The 14,712-nt window shown below is 68.2% G+C and carries 12 protein-coding genes; 8 read left to right on the forward strand and 4 right to left on the reverse strand.

Annotated elements, in window-relative coordinates:
* Positions 1-49 precede the first annotated feature (49 nt).
* Together rlmB and cysS are read right to left on the reverse strand one after the other, a co-directional pair.
* Positions 50-982, reverse strand: a complete 933-nt coding sequence (gene rlmB, locus G3I17_RS09020) for a 23S rRNA (guanosine(2251)-2'-O)-methyltransferase RlmB (protein WP_343238251.1) — start codon at positions 980-982, stop codon at positions 50-52.
* A gap of 31 nt (positions 983-1,013) precedes the next feature.
* Complete coding sequence (cysS, locus tag G3I17_RS09025; RefSeq protein ID WP_164595473.1) at positions 1,014-2,447, reverse strand: cysteine--tRNA ligase; 1,434 nt, start codon at positions 2,445-2,447, stop codon at positions 1,014-1,016.
* 174 nt (positions 2,448-2,621) lie between these two features.
* On the opposite strand from cysS, the gene G3I17_RS09030 reads away from it, so the two are divergent.
* The 3 genes from G3I17_RS09030 (at position 2,622) to G3I17_RS09040 (ending at position 5,052) form a co-directional block, all read left to right on the forward strand.
* Positions 2,622-3,452: a lysozyme gene (locus tag G3I17_RS09030; protein WP_343238243.1), complete on the forward strand. Its 831-nt coding sequence runs from the start codon at positions 2,622-2,624 to the stop codon at positions 3,450-3,452.
* Between the two features lie 32 nt (positions 3,453-3,484).
* Positions 3,485-3,697, forward strand: a complete 213-nt coding sequence (locus G3I17_RS09035) for a GNAT family N-acetyltransferase (protein ID WP_203589916.1) — start codon at positions 3,485-3,487, stop codon at positions 3,695-3,697.
* 68 nt (positions 3,698-3,765) lie between these two features.
* The gene (locus tag G3I17_RS09040; RefSeq protein ID WP_164595474.1) at positions 3,766-5,052 is read left to right on the forward strand and encodes a peptidase C39 family protein; all 1,287 of its coding nucleotides are present in this window, start codon (positions 3,766-3,768) and stop codon (positions 5,050-5,052) included.
* Between the two features lie 71 nt (positions 5,053-5,123).
* Here G3I17_RS09040 and G3I17_RS09045 read toward each other — a convergent pair whose 3' ends face one another.
* Positions 5,124-6,794, reverse strand: coding sequence for a DUF2207 domain-containing protein (locus G3I17_RS09045; protein WP_164595475.1), 1,671 nt, complete (start codon positions 6,792-6,794; stop codon positions 5,124-5,126).
* Positions 6,795-7,125: 331 nt separating this feature from the next.
* Here G3I17_RS09045 and G3I17_RS42040 point away from each other — a divergent pair, with 331 nt between their 5' ends.
* Both G3I17_RS42040 and G3I17_RS41565 read left to right on the forward strand, forming a co-directional pair.
* Positions 7,126-8,253 carry a neutral zinc metallopeptidase gene (locus G3I17_RS42040; protein ID WP_164595476.1) on the forward strand — a complete coding sequence of 376 codons (1,128 nt, stop codon included), beginning with the start codon at positions 7,126-7,128 and terminating at the stop codon, positions 8,251-8,253.
* A 708-nt stretch (positions 8,254-8,961) separates the two neighbouring features.
* The gene (locus tag G3I17_RS41565; RefSeq protein ID WP_164595477.1) at positions 8,962-9,879 is read left to right on the forward strand and encodes a neutral zinc metallopeptidase; all 918 of its coding nucleotides are present in this window, start codon (positions 8,962-8,964) and stop codon (positions 9,877-9,879) included.
* A gap of 63 nt (positions 9,880-9,942) precedes the next feature.
* On the opposite strand, the gene G3I17_RS09060 is transcribed toward G3I17_RS41565, so the two are convergent.
* A complete protein-coding gene (locus G3I17_RS09060) occupies positions 9,943-11,628 on the reverse strand; it encodes a DUF2207 domain-containing protein (protein WP_164595478.1) in 1,686 nt (561 codons plus the stop codon).
* 67 nt (positions 11,629-11,695) lie between these two features.
* Here G3I17_RS09060 and G3I17_RS09065 point away from each other — a divergent pair, with 67 nt between their 5' ends.
* The 3 genes from G3I17_RS09065 (at position 11,696) to G3I17_RS09075 (ending at position 14,704) form a co-directional block, all read left to right on the forward strand.
* Positions 11,696-12,826: a neutral zinc metallopeptidase gene (locus G3I17_RS09065; RefSeq protein WP_164595479.1), complete on the forward strand. Its 1,131-nt coding sequence runs from the start codon at positions 11,696-11,698 to the stop codon at positions 12,824-12,826.
* A 211-nt stretch (positions 12,827-13,037) separates the two neighbouring features.
* On the forward strand, positions 13,038-13,787 hold the full coding sequence (locus tag G3I17_RS09070) for a type IV toxin-antitoxin system AbiEi family antitoxin domain-containing protein (protein ID WP_203589917.1): 750 nt from the start codon (positions 13,038-13,040) through the stop codon (positions 13,785-13,787).
* Complete coding sequence (locus G3I17_RS09075; protein WP_164595480.1) at positions 13,784-14,704, forward strand: nucleotidyl transferase AbiEii/AbiGii toxin family protein; 921 nt, start codon at positions 13,784-13,786, stop codon at positions 14,702-14,704. Before G3I17_RS09070 ends, G3I17_RS09075 begins: the two co-directional genes overlap by 4 nt.
* Positions 14,705-14,712: the final 8 nt, after the last annotated feature.

The following is a 14,712-nucleotide window of genomic DNA, read 5'->3' on the forward strand; positions in this document are numbered from 1 at the left end:
CTGCGGAGCGGCAAGCCCACATCTGGTGGGCTTGCCGCCACGAGGGAGATCAGCCGCGGCGGCGGGAGATTTCGTAGAGGGCTACGCCGGTGGCGATGCCGGCGTTGAGGGATTCGGTGATGCTGGTCATCGGGATGGAGACGATGAGGTCGCAGTTCTCGCGGACCAGGCGGGCCAGGCCTTTGCCTTCGGAGCCGACGACCAGGACGATCGGCTCGGTGGCGGCTTCGAGGTCGGGGAGTTCCACCTCGCCGCCCATGTCGAGGCCGATGATCATCAGGCCGGCCTCTTTGTAGGACTTCAGCGCGCGGTTGAGGTTGGTGGCGCGGGCCACCGGGATGCGGGCCGCGGCGCCGGCCGAGGTCTTCCAGGCCGAGGCGGTCATGGAGGCGGTACGACGCTCCGGAACCAGTACGCCGTGCGCGCCGAATGCAGCCGCTGAGCGGGTGATGGCGCCCAGGTTGCGCGGGTCCGTGACGCCGTCGAGCGCGACGATCAGCGGCACCTGGCCGGCGTCGTACGCACGGGACAGCAGGTCGTCCGGGTGGGCGTACTCGTACGGCGGGATCTGCACCGCGAGGCCCTGGTGGGCGCCGTGGCTGGTCAGCCGGTCCATCTCGGGCCGCGGCACCTCGAGCAGCGAGATGCCGTGCTCGGTGGCGATCAGCAGCGCCTCGCGCAGCCGGGCGTCGCGTTCGGTGCCCTCGGCAACATACAGCGCGTTGATCGGGACGCCGGCGCGGAGCGCCTCGACGACCGGGTTGCGGCCGTAGACCCACTCGACGGTCGCCTCGGTGTCCTTGCGGTCCGGACGGCGGCCACCGGGCGTGCGCTTCTCGGCGCGCTCCTTGGCCTTCGCCCGCTTGTGCGCGGGGTGCTTGGTGCGGTCCACCGCCTTCGGCGTCGGGCCGCGGCCCTCGAGACCCTGGCGGACCCGGCCACCGGAACCGGCGGTCGGGTTGCCCTTCGGCTTCCTGCGGATGGCGCCCTTGCGCTGACTACTGCCTGGCACTTCAGTTTCCTTCGGTTGATTCGGGCTGGGCGATCGTCCAGCGGGCACCCTGTGGGGTGTCCTCGACGATGACGCCGAGCGCCTTGAGCCCGTCGCGGATGTCGTCCGACGCGGCATAGTCCTTACGTTCGCGGGCGGCCTGCCGCTGCTGCAGCAGCGCCTTCACCAAGCCGTCCACCACCTCGGTGAGCTCCTCGGCGCCACCGGCACGCGAGGCCCACGGCTCGGCCAGCGGGTCCAGGCCCAGTACGCCGAGCATGGCCCGTACCGCGGCCAGATTCTCTTGCAGGGCAGGGGAATCGCCATCGACGACCAGCTTGTTGCCGTCCCGCACCGTGTTGTGCAGCACCGCGACGGCGGCCGGCGTCCCGAGGTCGTCGTCCATCGCGTCGGCGAACGCCTGCGGCACATCGGCGGCCGGCTTGACGCCACCAGTCACCTCGGTCGCGCGCCCGACGTACCCCTCGATCCGCTGGAAGCTCGTCGCGGAATCCTCGAGCGCGCCCATCGAGAACTCGACCACCGAGCGGTAGTGCGAGCTGACCAGGTAGTACCGCAGCTCGATCGGCCGGACGTGCTCGACCACCGTGCGCACGACGGCGCCGTTGCCGAGCGACTTCGACATCTTCTCGCCGGCCGCGGTGACGAGCGCGCTGTGCATCCAGAACCGGGCGAACTTCTGCCCGACCGCCCTGGACTGGGCCAGCTCGTTCTCGTGGTGCGGGAAGCGCAGGTCGAGGCCGCCGCCGTGGATGTCGAACTCGTTGCCCAGGTACTTGCCCGCCATCGCCGAGCACTCCAGGTGCCAGCCCGGACGGCCGGCGCCCCACGGGGTCGGCCAGGAGGCCGTCCGCGGGGTGCCCTCGGCGTAGCCCTTCCAGAGCGCGAAGTCGCGGGGGTCGCGCTTGCCGCGCGGGTCCGCGTCCTCGGCGGGCTCCATGTCGTCGATCCGCTGGTTGGACAGCTCGCCGTACGACGGCCAGGACTTCACGTCGAAGTACACGTCGCCGGAGCCGTCGGTCGCGACGTAGGCGTGCCCGCGCTCGATCAGCTCGCCGATCATCACCAGCATCTCCGGGATGTGCCCGGTGGCGCGCGGCTCGTACGTCGGCGGACGGCAGCCCAGTACTTCGTACGCCCAGTGCAGTTCGCGCTCGAACTCGTAGGCGTGCGCCCACCAGGGCACACCCCGCTCGGCCGACTTGGCCAGGATCTTGTCGTCGATGTCGGTGACGTTCGCGATCACGGTGACGTCGTACCCGGAGCGCTCGAGCCAGCGGCGCAGGACGTCGAACACGATCTCCTTGTAGATGTGCCCGACATGCGGGGCACCCTGCACCGTCAGCCCACAGTGGTAGATCCCGACCTTGCCCGGCTGGACCGGCTCGAAATCCCTCACTGCTGCTGTCGCGGTGTCATACAAGCGAAGTGTCACCGATCAAGGGTAACGGTGATCGGGGAGTGCTCTTGACAATTCTCCACAGGCAGTCAATTCGATCGTCGTGAAATAGTCACGCGGATATCACGAGATTCGTTGCTTTCCGCCAGCCGAGGCGTAACGTCCCACCCTGAGCGCTCTGCCCGCCCCATCGCCCCGTGGAGGTTCCTCGTGAGATCCCTCGTCACGGGCGCCGCCGCCACCCTCGGCCTGTTCCTGGCCCCGCTTGGCGCCGCCGCCCAACCCGTCACAGCTGATCAGCCAACTGCTGCTCACCAGCCGACACCCACCGCCCGCCAGCACGGCATCACCAAAGCCGGTGACGCCTACATGGGCTGGCTCGCCCCCACCACCGCGAGCCACGCCCTCCAGGCCGCGCCCGCTGCAACAGTGGAAGGTATCGACGTCTCCAGCCACCAGGGCAACGTCGACTGGGCCGGCCAGTGGAACGCCGGCAAGCGGTTCGCCTACGCCAAGGCCAGCGAAGGCAACTACTACGTGAACCCGTACTTCGGCCAGCAGTACGGCGGTTCCTACAACGTCGGGATGATCCGAGGCGCCTACCACTTCGGCACCCCGAACGACTCCAGCGGAGCGAACCAGGCCAACTACTTCGTGGACCACGGCGGAGGCTGGTCCCCCGACGGCAAGACGCTGCCCGGTGCTCTCGACATCGAGTACAACCCGTACGGCGCCACTTGCTACGGGCTGAGCCAGGCCGCGATGGTCGACTGGGTCCGCGACTTCCTCAACACCTACAAGGGCCGCACCGGTCGCGACGCGGTCATCTACACCAACCTGGACTGGTGGACCCAGTGCACCGGCAACAGCGGGGCCTTCAACGCCACCAACCCGCTCTGGGTCGCGCGCTACAACACCGCACCGGGCACCCTCCCGGGCGGCTGGCCATACCAAACCATCTGGCAGTACAGCGACTCCCCGATCGACCAGGACCGCTTCAACGGCGACCAGTCCCGCTTGGTGGCCCTCGCCAACGGCTAAACCTGGTTGCGGCGGTCTCATAGTCTCGATCGGTGACCTATTCACTGCCGATCGAGACTGACCGCCTCACACTTCGCCGCTACCTCGAGACCGACTACGACGACCTGCTGAAGCTGCAGTCCAGCCCTGACGTCGCCAGATTCCTGCTGTACGGCCCGAAGACGCCCGAGCAGGTCAAGGAATCCCTCGCCGGCCGGCTGGCCGATGGTGCTCGGCGACGAGTGGGCGGCTCGGTAATAAATTAACTGAATGGCGACACTTCGCGGCATGCGTTCACCGCGACAGCGGGGGCAGGCGGGGCTACGGTCGAAAGATGACCGCCGCCCGCCCCTTCGCCGCGCTGATCACCGGCGTGGTCACGCTCAGCCTGCTGGTCGTCCCGAGTGTGGCCGCCCCGCCGCAGCAGCGTGAGATCACCTACCGCACGTGGACGTCGTCCGCCGACTTCCTCAAAGGCACCCGCTCCGGTACCACCGTCGTCGGCGGCTCCCTGAGATTCGGCTCCGCCACCGGCAGTACGTCGTACGTCGACCCCTTCGGCGACGGCACGGCCAAAACGTACGAGCAGGCCAGCTGGACCTCCCCCGAGGTGAGACCCGGCTACGGACTCACCGAGCTGGTCGCCTCCTGGAACGCGACCACCCCGGCCGGCACCTGGATCGAGGTCGCCATGTCGGGCCACTCGGACCAGGGCACCACCACCAAGTGGTACGTGCTCGGCCGCTGGAACCGTGGCGACGACACTGCCTCCGGAGACATCCACCGCACCTCGGTGAACGGCCAGAAGGACGACACCGGGACAGTCTCCGTCGACACCTTCGTCGCCGGAGCCGGCCGCTCACTGGACCGCTGGCGCCTCAAGGTGACCCTCTACCGCCTCGCCGGTACTACGAAGATCCCGGTACTCCGCTCCGTCGGCGCAATGGCGTCGCGGCTGCCCGCCGACGAGACCGTCCCGGTCAGCCGGGGTGGGGGCGCCTGGGGACGCGTGCTCGACGTACCGACGTACTCGCAAGAGACACACATCGGCCACTACCCGCAGTGGGACGGTGGCGGCGAGGCCTGGTGCTCGGCGGCCTCTACTGCGATGGTGCTCGACTACTACCGCCGTGGACCGACTCCTGCCGAGGCAGCATGGGTGGACCCGGCCGATGCCGATCCGCAGGTCGATCACTCGGCCCGGTCGGTCTTCGACTACAAGTACGACGGCGCGGGCAACTGGCCCTTCAACACCGCGTACGCCGGGACCCGCGGGCTCGACGCGTTCGTCACCCGGCTGCGCTCGCTGACCGAGGCCGAGCAGTTCATCAAGGCCGGCATCCCGCTGGTCGCGTCGCTGTCCTTCGAGAAGGACGAGCTACCGGGCGCTGGGTACGGCACGAACGGCCATCTGATGGTCATCGTCGGCTTCGCCAGGAACGGCGACGTGGTGGTCAACGACCCGGCGTCGCACCTGATCAAGAGCAATGAGGAGGTCCGGACTGTTTACAACCGGGCCGCCTTCGAGAACGCTTGGATCCCGCACTCGGGTGGACTCGTCTACGTGATCCACCCAACGACGAAACGGCTGCCTCCGAAGACCCACCAGGCCAACTGGTAGCCACCACGAACAGGAACCGCCCATATGCCGGGGGCGGCGTATGGGCGGTTCCGAAGTTCCTCTCGACGGGCTCAGCGGGTGAAGAGCGCCCCGGTGAGGTTCGTGGTGAGGTTGCGCAGCGAGTCCGGCAGGTACTGCAGGTGCCAGCCGCGCGGACCGCGGTACCAATGGAAGCCCTCGTCTTCGTCCTGGTCCGAGTCCGTCGCGACCAAGGCGTCGATCCAGCGCTCCGAGCCGCCCAGCACGACGGCGTACGGGAGAGCGCGGGAGCAGAGCTCGGCGTGCTGGTCGGAGGGCAGCTCGCTGACGTCCATCTCCAGCAGCTCGCCGCGGATGGCGGCAACCTGGCCGAGCACGCGGCCGGCGGCAGGCGCCTTGGCCGGCATGTGGCGTCCGATGACCAGCAGGCCGACACCGACCGCGGTGATGGCGATGCCGAGCAGACCCCAGGTCGAGACGAGAGCCAGTACGACGGTCAGCACCACGCCGAGCACGGTGACGGCGATACCGATCGTGGCCCACAGCGACCGCGTACGGTCCGGGCGCTCGGTGAACCAGCCGCGCTTCACGACCCCGTCGTACAGGGCGTCCTGGACCAGGCCGAGGTTCGCACGGACCTGGCGACCGAGCTCGGAGACGAGCACCGAGTCGTTGTCGCCGAAGATCGCGCGGACCAGGACGTTCTCGTACCGCTGGAGCTCCTCGGCCGGAGCGTTCGGGACCCGGCGCAGTTCCCAGTCGGGACGGGCGAACTCGGTCTCGTGCTCCAGCTCGGTGATCGTGAGGTGCCCACGGACGGCCAGGTCGATGATCGTGGCAGTGACGTCGACCGGGTCGATCCGCTCGTCGATCAGGGTGCCGACCTCACCGGGCCGCAGGTCGGACGGCGGCGTGAAGTCGATCCGGGTGTCCTGGCCGAGGCTGAACAGCGACGCCGGTACGACGCGGCGCGGGTCCACCTGGTCACGACCGCGGAGCCGGTAGAGGACCAGCAACGCGAGCGCGCCGAGCAGCAGTACCGCGAGTGCCGCGATCAGCTGCGCGGTGTCGGTCGAGAACGCCCGCTTGAACGTCTTGCGGTACTCGACGATCGAGTTCGCGGCGATCTGGCCCTTCGGGAAGCCGACCGTCATCCGGACCGTGTTGCCCGGCGGCAGGCCCTGCTGCTTGAAGGTCGGACCGGCCGTCTCGCCGATCTGCGCCAGCGTGCATGGGGTGTTGCTGTCGATCGCACCGGCGAAGCAGGAGACGTGGGTGACCTCGGGGGTGCTGTAGACGATGTTCGCGTCCTGCACCGTCAGGCCCAGCCCGGTCAGCGGGGAGAACCGCACCTCGGTGCCGTTCAGCGTCTCCGCGACCGCGCCCTTGACCGTGTAGGTGAACTCGAGCTGGGTGTCACCCTTGAGGTCCGCGACGGCGATCGAGCTGATGTCGCCGGTGGTGGTGAGTTCCTTGTTCTTCTCCGCGCCGCCGGACTTGACCTGCAGATCCTCGATCTTCTGCACGTGGTCGACGTCGTCGGGCAGGTGCTCACGGGTGACCACGAACCGGGTGAAGGTCCCGGTCACGTTGCTCAGCTTCCAGGTCTCCACGACCTTCAGCGAACCGTCCCGTTCGACCCGGACCGTACTGTCGAAATTGGTGACCACCGGGTCAGCGGTCGTGGTCGCGCCGGCCGGGACGCCGGTCAGGGCCAGGAAACCAAGGGCACACAGAGGTACCCCGAGCAGACGTCTACGCATCGCCCAATCACACCGTATCGAGAGGGTCAGTCGGAATCGGCCCATTGACCCGGGCCCCTGCCCTGCGGCCGGGCGGCCGGGGCAGGTGGAACTCACTCGTTGCAGACCGCACCATACCGCGACTCATGCCGCCCGCAACGACGCAAGATCTTCCTCCCCAGAGGAGTAGACCAGTACCCCGAGCCGGAGCCGAGCGACCTCTTCACCGCGTCCCCGGCGGAAGTGTCGTAGAGAACTCCACAGACTCGGAATGGAGACGGATCGCGGTATTGGTGGTTAGCCTGTTGCCCCGGATCACGCACTGTGTGTCCCGGGGGGATGAGGGACGACCGTGTCTGACCAGGAATGGAGCGAGCCACCAGGGCCGCATCAGCCGCCGGCCGCGTTGCCCGACGGCTCCATACCGTTGTATGGCAGCTACCCGCCGCCAGGTACGCCGGGCGACGGTCTGGCACAGCCGCCGGTGGGCTGGGGGCCCGAGTTCGGCGGCGATCACCTTCAGGGCGGCTGGCACTTCCGGCGTGGGGGGCCACAGCCGCGAAGACGCCAGACCGGGCTGCTCTTCAGCCTGCTGCTGCTCGGGGGCGTGGCAGCGCTCGTGGTGACCGTCGCTCTCGCACTCCGCGAGAGCGACTCGTCTGCCGCCGCCCCTGAGCCCGGCGTGGGCCAGGCCACACCTCTCGGTACGCCGGACGACGGCAACGCCGGTACTCCGCAGTCACAGGCTGCGACGAGGACGGTGACAGCCGATGCTCTCTATGCCACCGGGCCCCAGGCCAGCGTCGGCTGCCGGGAGGCGCGGGTCCCGTTGTCCAAGCAGGCGAACGTACAGGTGTATTACTCCAACCTGGTCGCCTGCATGGGCAAGGGGTGGGCGCCGAAGGTCCAGGCGGCCAAGGACACCTTCACGCCGCCGCGGCTGGTCCTCTGGAGTGGTGTGATCCAGTCGCCGTGTGCAGGGGGCTCGTCGGTGTCGTTCTACTGTGGGGCGAGCCAGACGCTCTACCTGAAGTACACGGATGACATCAAGCTCTGGAGTCGCTCGCCGGACGCCGCGAACCGGGCGTTCGCGCGGATGTGGGCGACGTACACGGCTGGGCACGAGTACGCCCACCACCTGCAGCAGCTCACCGGGATCCTGCCGGCCGCGCGGCAGCTCCAGTACGACGCTCGAGACCAGGACGCGCGGCTGGAACTGAGCCGACGGCTCGAACTCCAGGCATCCTGTCTGAGTGCAGTCTTCACCGGCGCCAACCAAAGCAGTTACGGAATCACCGGGCTGGACCTGACGATCTACCACAATTACGTCCAGGCTCAGACCGGCGATGAGAACAACCGCGGCGGGCCGCGGGACCACGGCGCCCGGGCCAATCATCTTTACTGGACCGGACGCGGTTTCACCACGCTCGACAGCGTCAGCTGCAACACGTTCACGGCTGCGGCCGGCAAGGTTTCGTGAGGAGTATCGATGTCGGACCACTGGAATCCACCCCCTGGGCGGAACCCCGACGAGCCGGAGCCGGAGGGCGAGCAGCCCACCGAGCCGGCTGAGGGGTCTGCGCGCGGGGATGGCCAGTCGCCCTTGTGGTGGACCGAGTCCGCCGAGAAGCAGAAGGAGTACCTGCAGCCTCCTCCTCCCGGCGAGCAAACCCCACTGGTAGGCCCACCCGGCCAACCCAACCTCAGCTGGAACCTCCCCCCGTACTCCCAACCAGGCACCAAGCCCCGCCCTCCCGCCGGCAACCCCGGCCCTGGTCAGAACAGGCCCAGCCAGCCACCCCCAGAGCGAGCAAGTGACCCCCGCTCCGGCGCAGGCCAAGGTGGGACAGGCCAACCGGCCACCGGGTCTGGCGGAGCCGGCCAAGCTGGCGCAGGGGGTCGCCGTGCGCGGCACGCGGGTCCGCCGCCGACGGGTCGCGGCGCACAGCGTCCCGGTGGCCAGCCCGGCGCCTCATCGGCACCACCTGCGGGCGGTGCGGGAGTACCAGCTGGTGAAGCCGGTTCCTGGTCCATGGGTAGCGGCGATGGTTGGCAGACCGGGCCTGCGCCTGCAGCGGGTGAGTTCCAGGGGTTGGGGCAGCCAGTGCCGCAGCCGCAGACCTGGCAGTACCCGCCGATTCCGATTCCGCAGCCGCCTGGTCCGGGCCGGCGGCGGAAGCCTCGGCAGGTGTCCAAGGGGTTGTTGATCGTGCTCGTCGTGCTCGCCGTGCTGGTGGTCGGCTCGGGCGTCACCCTCGCCCTGCGGAACACCGGTGGCGACAAGGTCCCCGCCGCGAGCGACACACCCACCACAGCGCCTTCGGAGACGCCCTCGCAGACCCCGTCGGCCACGCCGTCGGAGTCGAGCACTCCGGGAGCGCCGCCGTCCGTCGACGAGATCGTCACCACCAGCAGGCTCTACACGGTCGGCGTCCTCAGCCCCACGCAGTGCCTGGAGCCGAAGGCGATCCCGACCACCATCACCGGCACCAAGGCGTACTACGGCCTGATCCTGCCGTGCCTGAACCGCACCTGGTGGCTGGCGATGAAAAAGGCGAGCCTGCCGTACCGCGCGCCGAAGCTGGTCGTGTTCACCGGCCCGATGAAAACCATCTGCGGCGCCGAGAAGGGCAACCGCGCCTTCTACTGCGGCACCAACGAGACCATCTACATGCCGTACGCGCTCGGAGCCGCCTACTACGCGCGCAACCCGATCTCCGGCCGGGTGTGGATGATGAACACGCTCGCCCACGAGTACGGGCACCACGTGCAGAAGCTGTCCGGCATCTACGCCGCCTCGCTCTCCCGGCAGATCAACGCCGCCACCCCGGCCGATCAGCTGACGGAGAGCCGTCGCCGCGAGCTCCAGGCATCCTGCTTCGGCTCGGCCTACCTCGGCGCAGCAGGCCCGTACATCCCGCTCCGCGGCCCGTTGCTCACCACCTGGACCCAGCTGGTCGCCAACACCGGCGACGAGTTCTCCCGTCCGCGGGTCCACGACCACGGCAACCGGGCGAACCACAGCCGCTGGTCGCTGGCCGGCTTCAACACCAAGAGCCCGAACGTGTGCAACACCTTCGTCGCCTCGCGGCTCCGCACCAACTGAGTACGAGAAAAGGCCCGGGAACCCCTGTAGTACAAGGGTTTCCGGGCCTTTGGCTGTGGCAGCTCAGAACAACCGGCGGGCCGACGACAGGTGGCCACCGAAGGCGGTGATGAAGTTCGACAGCGACTCGCCGATGTCGGACAGGTGCCAGTTCTCCGGACCTGAGTACCAGCCGATGCCCGCGTCCGGGTCGTCGTCGTCATCCGTGGCCGCGATCTCCAGCGCCCACTTCTCCGTCAGCCCCAGTACGGCGGCGTACGGCAGGCAGCGGGACGCGAACTCGAGCCGGTGACTCTGGGGCAGATCCGCCGACGTCTCGTCGGTCAGGTACCGCTGGAGGCCGGCGACTCGACCCAGTACTGCCGCACCGCGGGCCGTGCGAGCCGGAGCAATCTGCCCGGCCAGCGTCAGTACCAACCCGGCGAGCATGACCGCGAACCCGACCAGCCCGAACTTGGTCACGATCGCAAGCACGATCGTCAGCACCACGCCGGCACCCAGCAGGACTAGACCAGCTGTCGTCCAGCGGTTGCGCACCGCGTCGGGCCGGCTCGCGAACCAGCCCTGCGTGACCACGTCGGCGTACAGCTGCTCGCGGACCAGGTTGAGTCGCGACCGCAGCCCGTGTCCGAGCGCGGACACCTGAACGGTCTCCCCGTCGGCGAACACCGCGTCCAGCAAGGCCTTCTCGTACAGCAGCAGCTCCGGGCCGCCCGCGTTCAGCCGGCGCAACTCCCAGTCCAGCCGGCCGAAGTGGGTCTCGCGCGGCAGCTCCACGATCGTCAAGTAGTTGCGCACGGCAAGGTCCAGCAGCGTCGCGGTGATGTCGACGACGTCGGCGACCTCGTCCACCACGGTGCCGACCTGGCCCGGCCGGATCCCGTCCGGCGCCGCGAACTGCGGCCCGTCGGCGCCGTCCAGCACCGGCCGCTCGGGCGCACCCGGGCCGACCTTGCCCGCGTCCCGGCCGCGGAGGAACCACAGCGCCGCGGCACCGAGGACGCCGAGGCCGAGCAGCAGCACGCTCAGCCCGACCGTCGAGGAGTCGACCGTGAACGCGTTGCCCAGGCTCCAACGGGTCTTGAACTCCGCGTTGGGTTTGACCGTCGCCTGGTCGCTCAGCCCGGTCAGGAAGGTCAGCCGGCCACCCGCCGGTACGCCGTTCTGCTCGATCTCCAGCGCCGCCGACTCGGCCAGCTGCGAGGTGGTACAGGGCATGCTCGAGCCGACCCGGCCGGCGATGCAGGTCACCCAGGTCGCGAACGGCACAGTCACCGACACCGAGGCCTTCGGGATGCCGACGCCGAAGCCCTGGACGATCGGCCAGCTCACCTCGCGACCCTCGATCGAGTCGGCGACGACGTTGCCGACCTCGTAGCTGTAGACGATCTTGGCCGGGCCGGACACCTTGAGGCTGAGCCGGCGGCCGTTCTCGATGCTCTTGTCCTCGAAGTTCTGCGCGGGCTGCCCGTTCACCGTGGCCGACACATTGCGGATCTCGTAGGTGCGATCCTCGTTCGCGTCCGACCGGACCCGGGTGGTCAGGGTCCGCGCGAAGGTGTCGCCGCCGGCGGTCAGATCGACCGTCTCCTTGACCCGGAGGACCCCGTCACCGGTCAGCGACGCCTCGGCGGCGTACGCAGTGATCTGGTCGTCCGCGGCCTGCGCAGGCAACGTGCCGAGGGCAACCAAGGGGACCGTCGCAGACACGAGCAGGGCGGCCGGCAACAGGCGGCTCTTCAGTGACATGGGTCGAGAGTAGTCTCGTGGCGGTTCGTCCAGCGAACCCCACATCGAGCTGAAAGGCCGACTACACGTGAGCAACCCGTACGGGTACGACGGCCGCCCCCAGGACCGCGTGGCACCGCCTCCTGGCGTGCTGCCGCCGCCTCAACAGGGCCAGTGGCCGCCGGCTCAGTACGGGCAGCAGGTGCCGCCGCAGTACGGGGGTCAGCAGCCGCAGTACCAGGGGCAGTGGGGGCAGCAGCAGTACTACGGTCCTGGTGGGCCGACCCAGTTCAACGGCTTCCAGCCACCACGGCGGCGGGGTGGCGCGATCCGGCTGGTACTGCTCGGGTTCTTCACCGTCGCGTTCCTAGGGATCGCGTTGAGTGTCGTCGGCGTGATGCTGGCCGGTGGCAACTCATCTACTGCGGAGGGCGCTGACCCGCAGGTGAAGGGCGGGCCTGCGGTAGTACCGACTCCTACTCGCAACGCACCCAAGGGGTCTGCCGAGGACTACCTGCTGAACGCTCCGATCTACCAGGCCGGTGGTCTGGGTGAGCTGAACTGCCCGGCCGAGAACCTCGGCGACGGCAGCCTCGCGTCGCAGAAGGTCTACTACGAGAAGCTCTTCAAGTGTTTGAACGACGCCTGGCGCCCGGCCTTCGAGAAGATCGGCAAGACGGAGCCCGACCCCGGGCTGGTCGTCTTCGATCAGCCCATCCACTCGCCGTGCGGCGACTTCGCGCCGCTGTCCGGGCGGGTGCTGGCGTTCTACTGCTTCGGCAACCACGTGATGTACACCGACGTGAAGCAGATGAACAAGGCGTTCGGCCCGAAGCAGGACCTGGCGTACCTGATGACGATCGCGCACGAGTACGGCCACCACGTGCAGAGCGTGTCCGACCTCTTCTACGCGCGCTCCGCCTACCTGCAGGAACACCCGGACCAGAAGCTGGACAGCTCCCGCCGCAACGAACTCCAGGCCTCCTGCTTCGCCGGCGTCTTCAGCCGCGCGATAGAGAAGTCCTACCCCTTCACCTCCCGCCTGAAAGAATTCGAGTTCCAGGCCAGCAACAGCTTCGGCGAAACCCCCAACACCCCCGAATCCGAAAGAACCCACGGCCTCGCCACCAGCCAAGGCTTCTGGATAGTCAACGGCCTCAACATCGGCGAAACCAAAGCCTGCAACACCTACGCCGCCTCCAAAGACCAAGTGAAATAGCCGCGCAGGAAACTCCCCCACGCCCCTCCCCCCACCCATCACGCACTCCTTCGTCACGTGGGCGCCGTGGCCCGCCTAGCCCCGAGCACGACCGCGTTGCCGGTGCTCCACATCGAAGCCGTAATTTGGCGCGCGGACCGCGAAAGCGTTGGCGGATGCAGCAAAACTAAAGCCTGATGCTAGTATTGCTGCATCGGTCGAGAGGTGTGCTGTGGTTCATCAGATTGCGGTCGCGGAGCTTGCTGCTGAGCAATGGGGGCTTCTGACCGCCGCGCAGGCGGCTGAGCATGGGGTGTCCAACCAGGTGCTTGCCCACTTCTATCGCGCCGGAGCACTGGAGCGGCTTGCTCATGGGATCTACCGCTTGGCCGGCGCCCCGGGCGATGAGCTCGACGAACTCCGTGGAGCCTGGCTGGGCCTCGCGCCGAAGCTGACAGCGAACGATCGGCTCCGCCATCCCGATGCGGTCGTCTCCTTCCGCTCGGCTGCCCGTGTCCATGAGCTCGGGGACCTGGAGGCGGACCGGCATGAGTTCACGGTCGACCGGCGTCGCACCTCGCGCCGGACCGATATCCGATTTCATCGTGGCCCCCTTGCCGACCGGGACTGGCGGCCGGTCAACGGTCTGCCGACGACCACCATCACCAAGACGATCGCGGACCTGGCCTCGGTGAACACCGACGGCGGCCATCTGGCCGGGGTCGTCCGGGACGCGATCACGGCGAAGGGCATCGATGCCGACCTGATCGCCGAGGTACTTCGGCCGTACGCGCACCGGTACAGCGTCAAGCTCGGCGACGGGACAGGTCTGGTCGCGAGATTCCTCGAAGAGGCCGGCATTCCGAAGGCAACTCGCCAAGCCGTTGACCTCATCGCCAGGGATGGTGCCGGTCGAATGATGTACATCGAGGCCAAGACCCATGCTGAGACGGCCCACTCGACAGCCGGGGATCACCAGTGAAGCAGCCTTACCCCACCGCGCAGTCATTCCGGGCCGGGGTCAGCGATCAGCTGAAGAACGTTGCTCAGAAGTCTGGGCGAGCCCCCGACGAGGTGCGGCGCGAGTTCCTGTTCGACCGCTTCCTCGCCCGGCTGTTCGCCGAACCGGGACGACCGTGGCTGGTCAAAGGCGGTACCAACCTGTTGATTCGCCTGCCCTCCGCACGATTCAGCAAGGACATCGACCTGCTGTACCGCGGCCATGCCGCCGACGATGTCAATGAGGCAGCCGATGAGCTGCGCCGCTTGGTTGCTAACGGCAACGATGGCGACCACGTCCGGTTCGAGATCGGCGACCCCAAACCGATCGCCGGCCAGACCGAACACCAGCCCGGAGCCAACCTCAAGGTCGACGGCTTCGTCGGATCTCGCCTGTTCGGCACCTTTCCTGTCGACCTGTCGATGAAGCTCAGGCCGATCGCTCGCCCCGATCTGGTCCGACTCGAACCGATCATCACCCTTCCCGGTGACCCCGAGCCGCCGCAGGTCTCGCTCTATCCGTTGCCAGACCAGATCGCCGACAAGGTCTGCGCCATGTACAGCACCTACCGCACGACCAACGAGGTTTCCTCGCGCTACCACGACCTGGTCGACCTCGTCCTGATCATCACCACTACCGGCCTGGATGGTGCGGAGACGACGGTCGCGCTTCATGAAGAGGCGGCCCGCCGGACGGGGCTCAGGCTGCCCGGCCGAATGGCCTCACCAGGACCTACCTGGGCGGCCGGTTACGGCGGTACGGCGCGACAGTCACCGCTCGATCCTCGGATGCATGACCTCAAGACAGCCCTGACCATAGTCGGGCGCTGCCTCGATCCACTGCTCGCACGCCAACCGGTAACAACGTGGGATCCGGTGTCAGCCGAGTGGAGACGCTGATCTGCATT

Source organism: Streptomyces sp. SID13031, from assembly GCF_010548305.1.
Lineage (GTDB): Bacteria > Actinomycetota > Actinomycetes > Propionibacteriales > Kribbellaceae > Kribbella.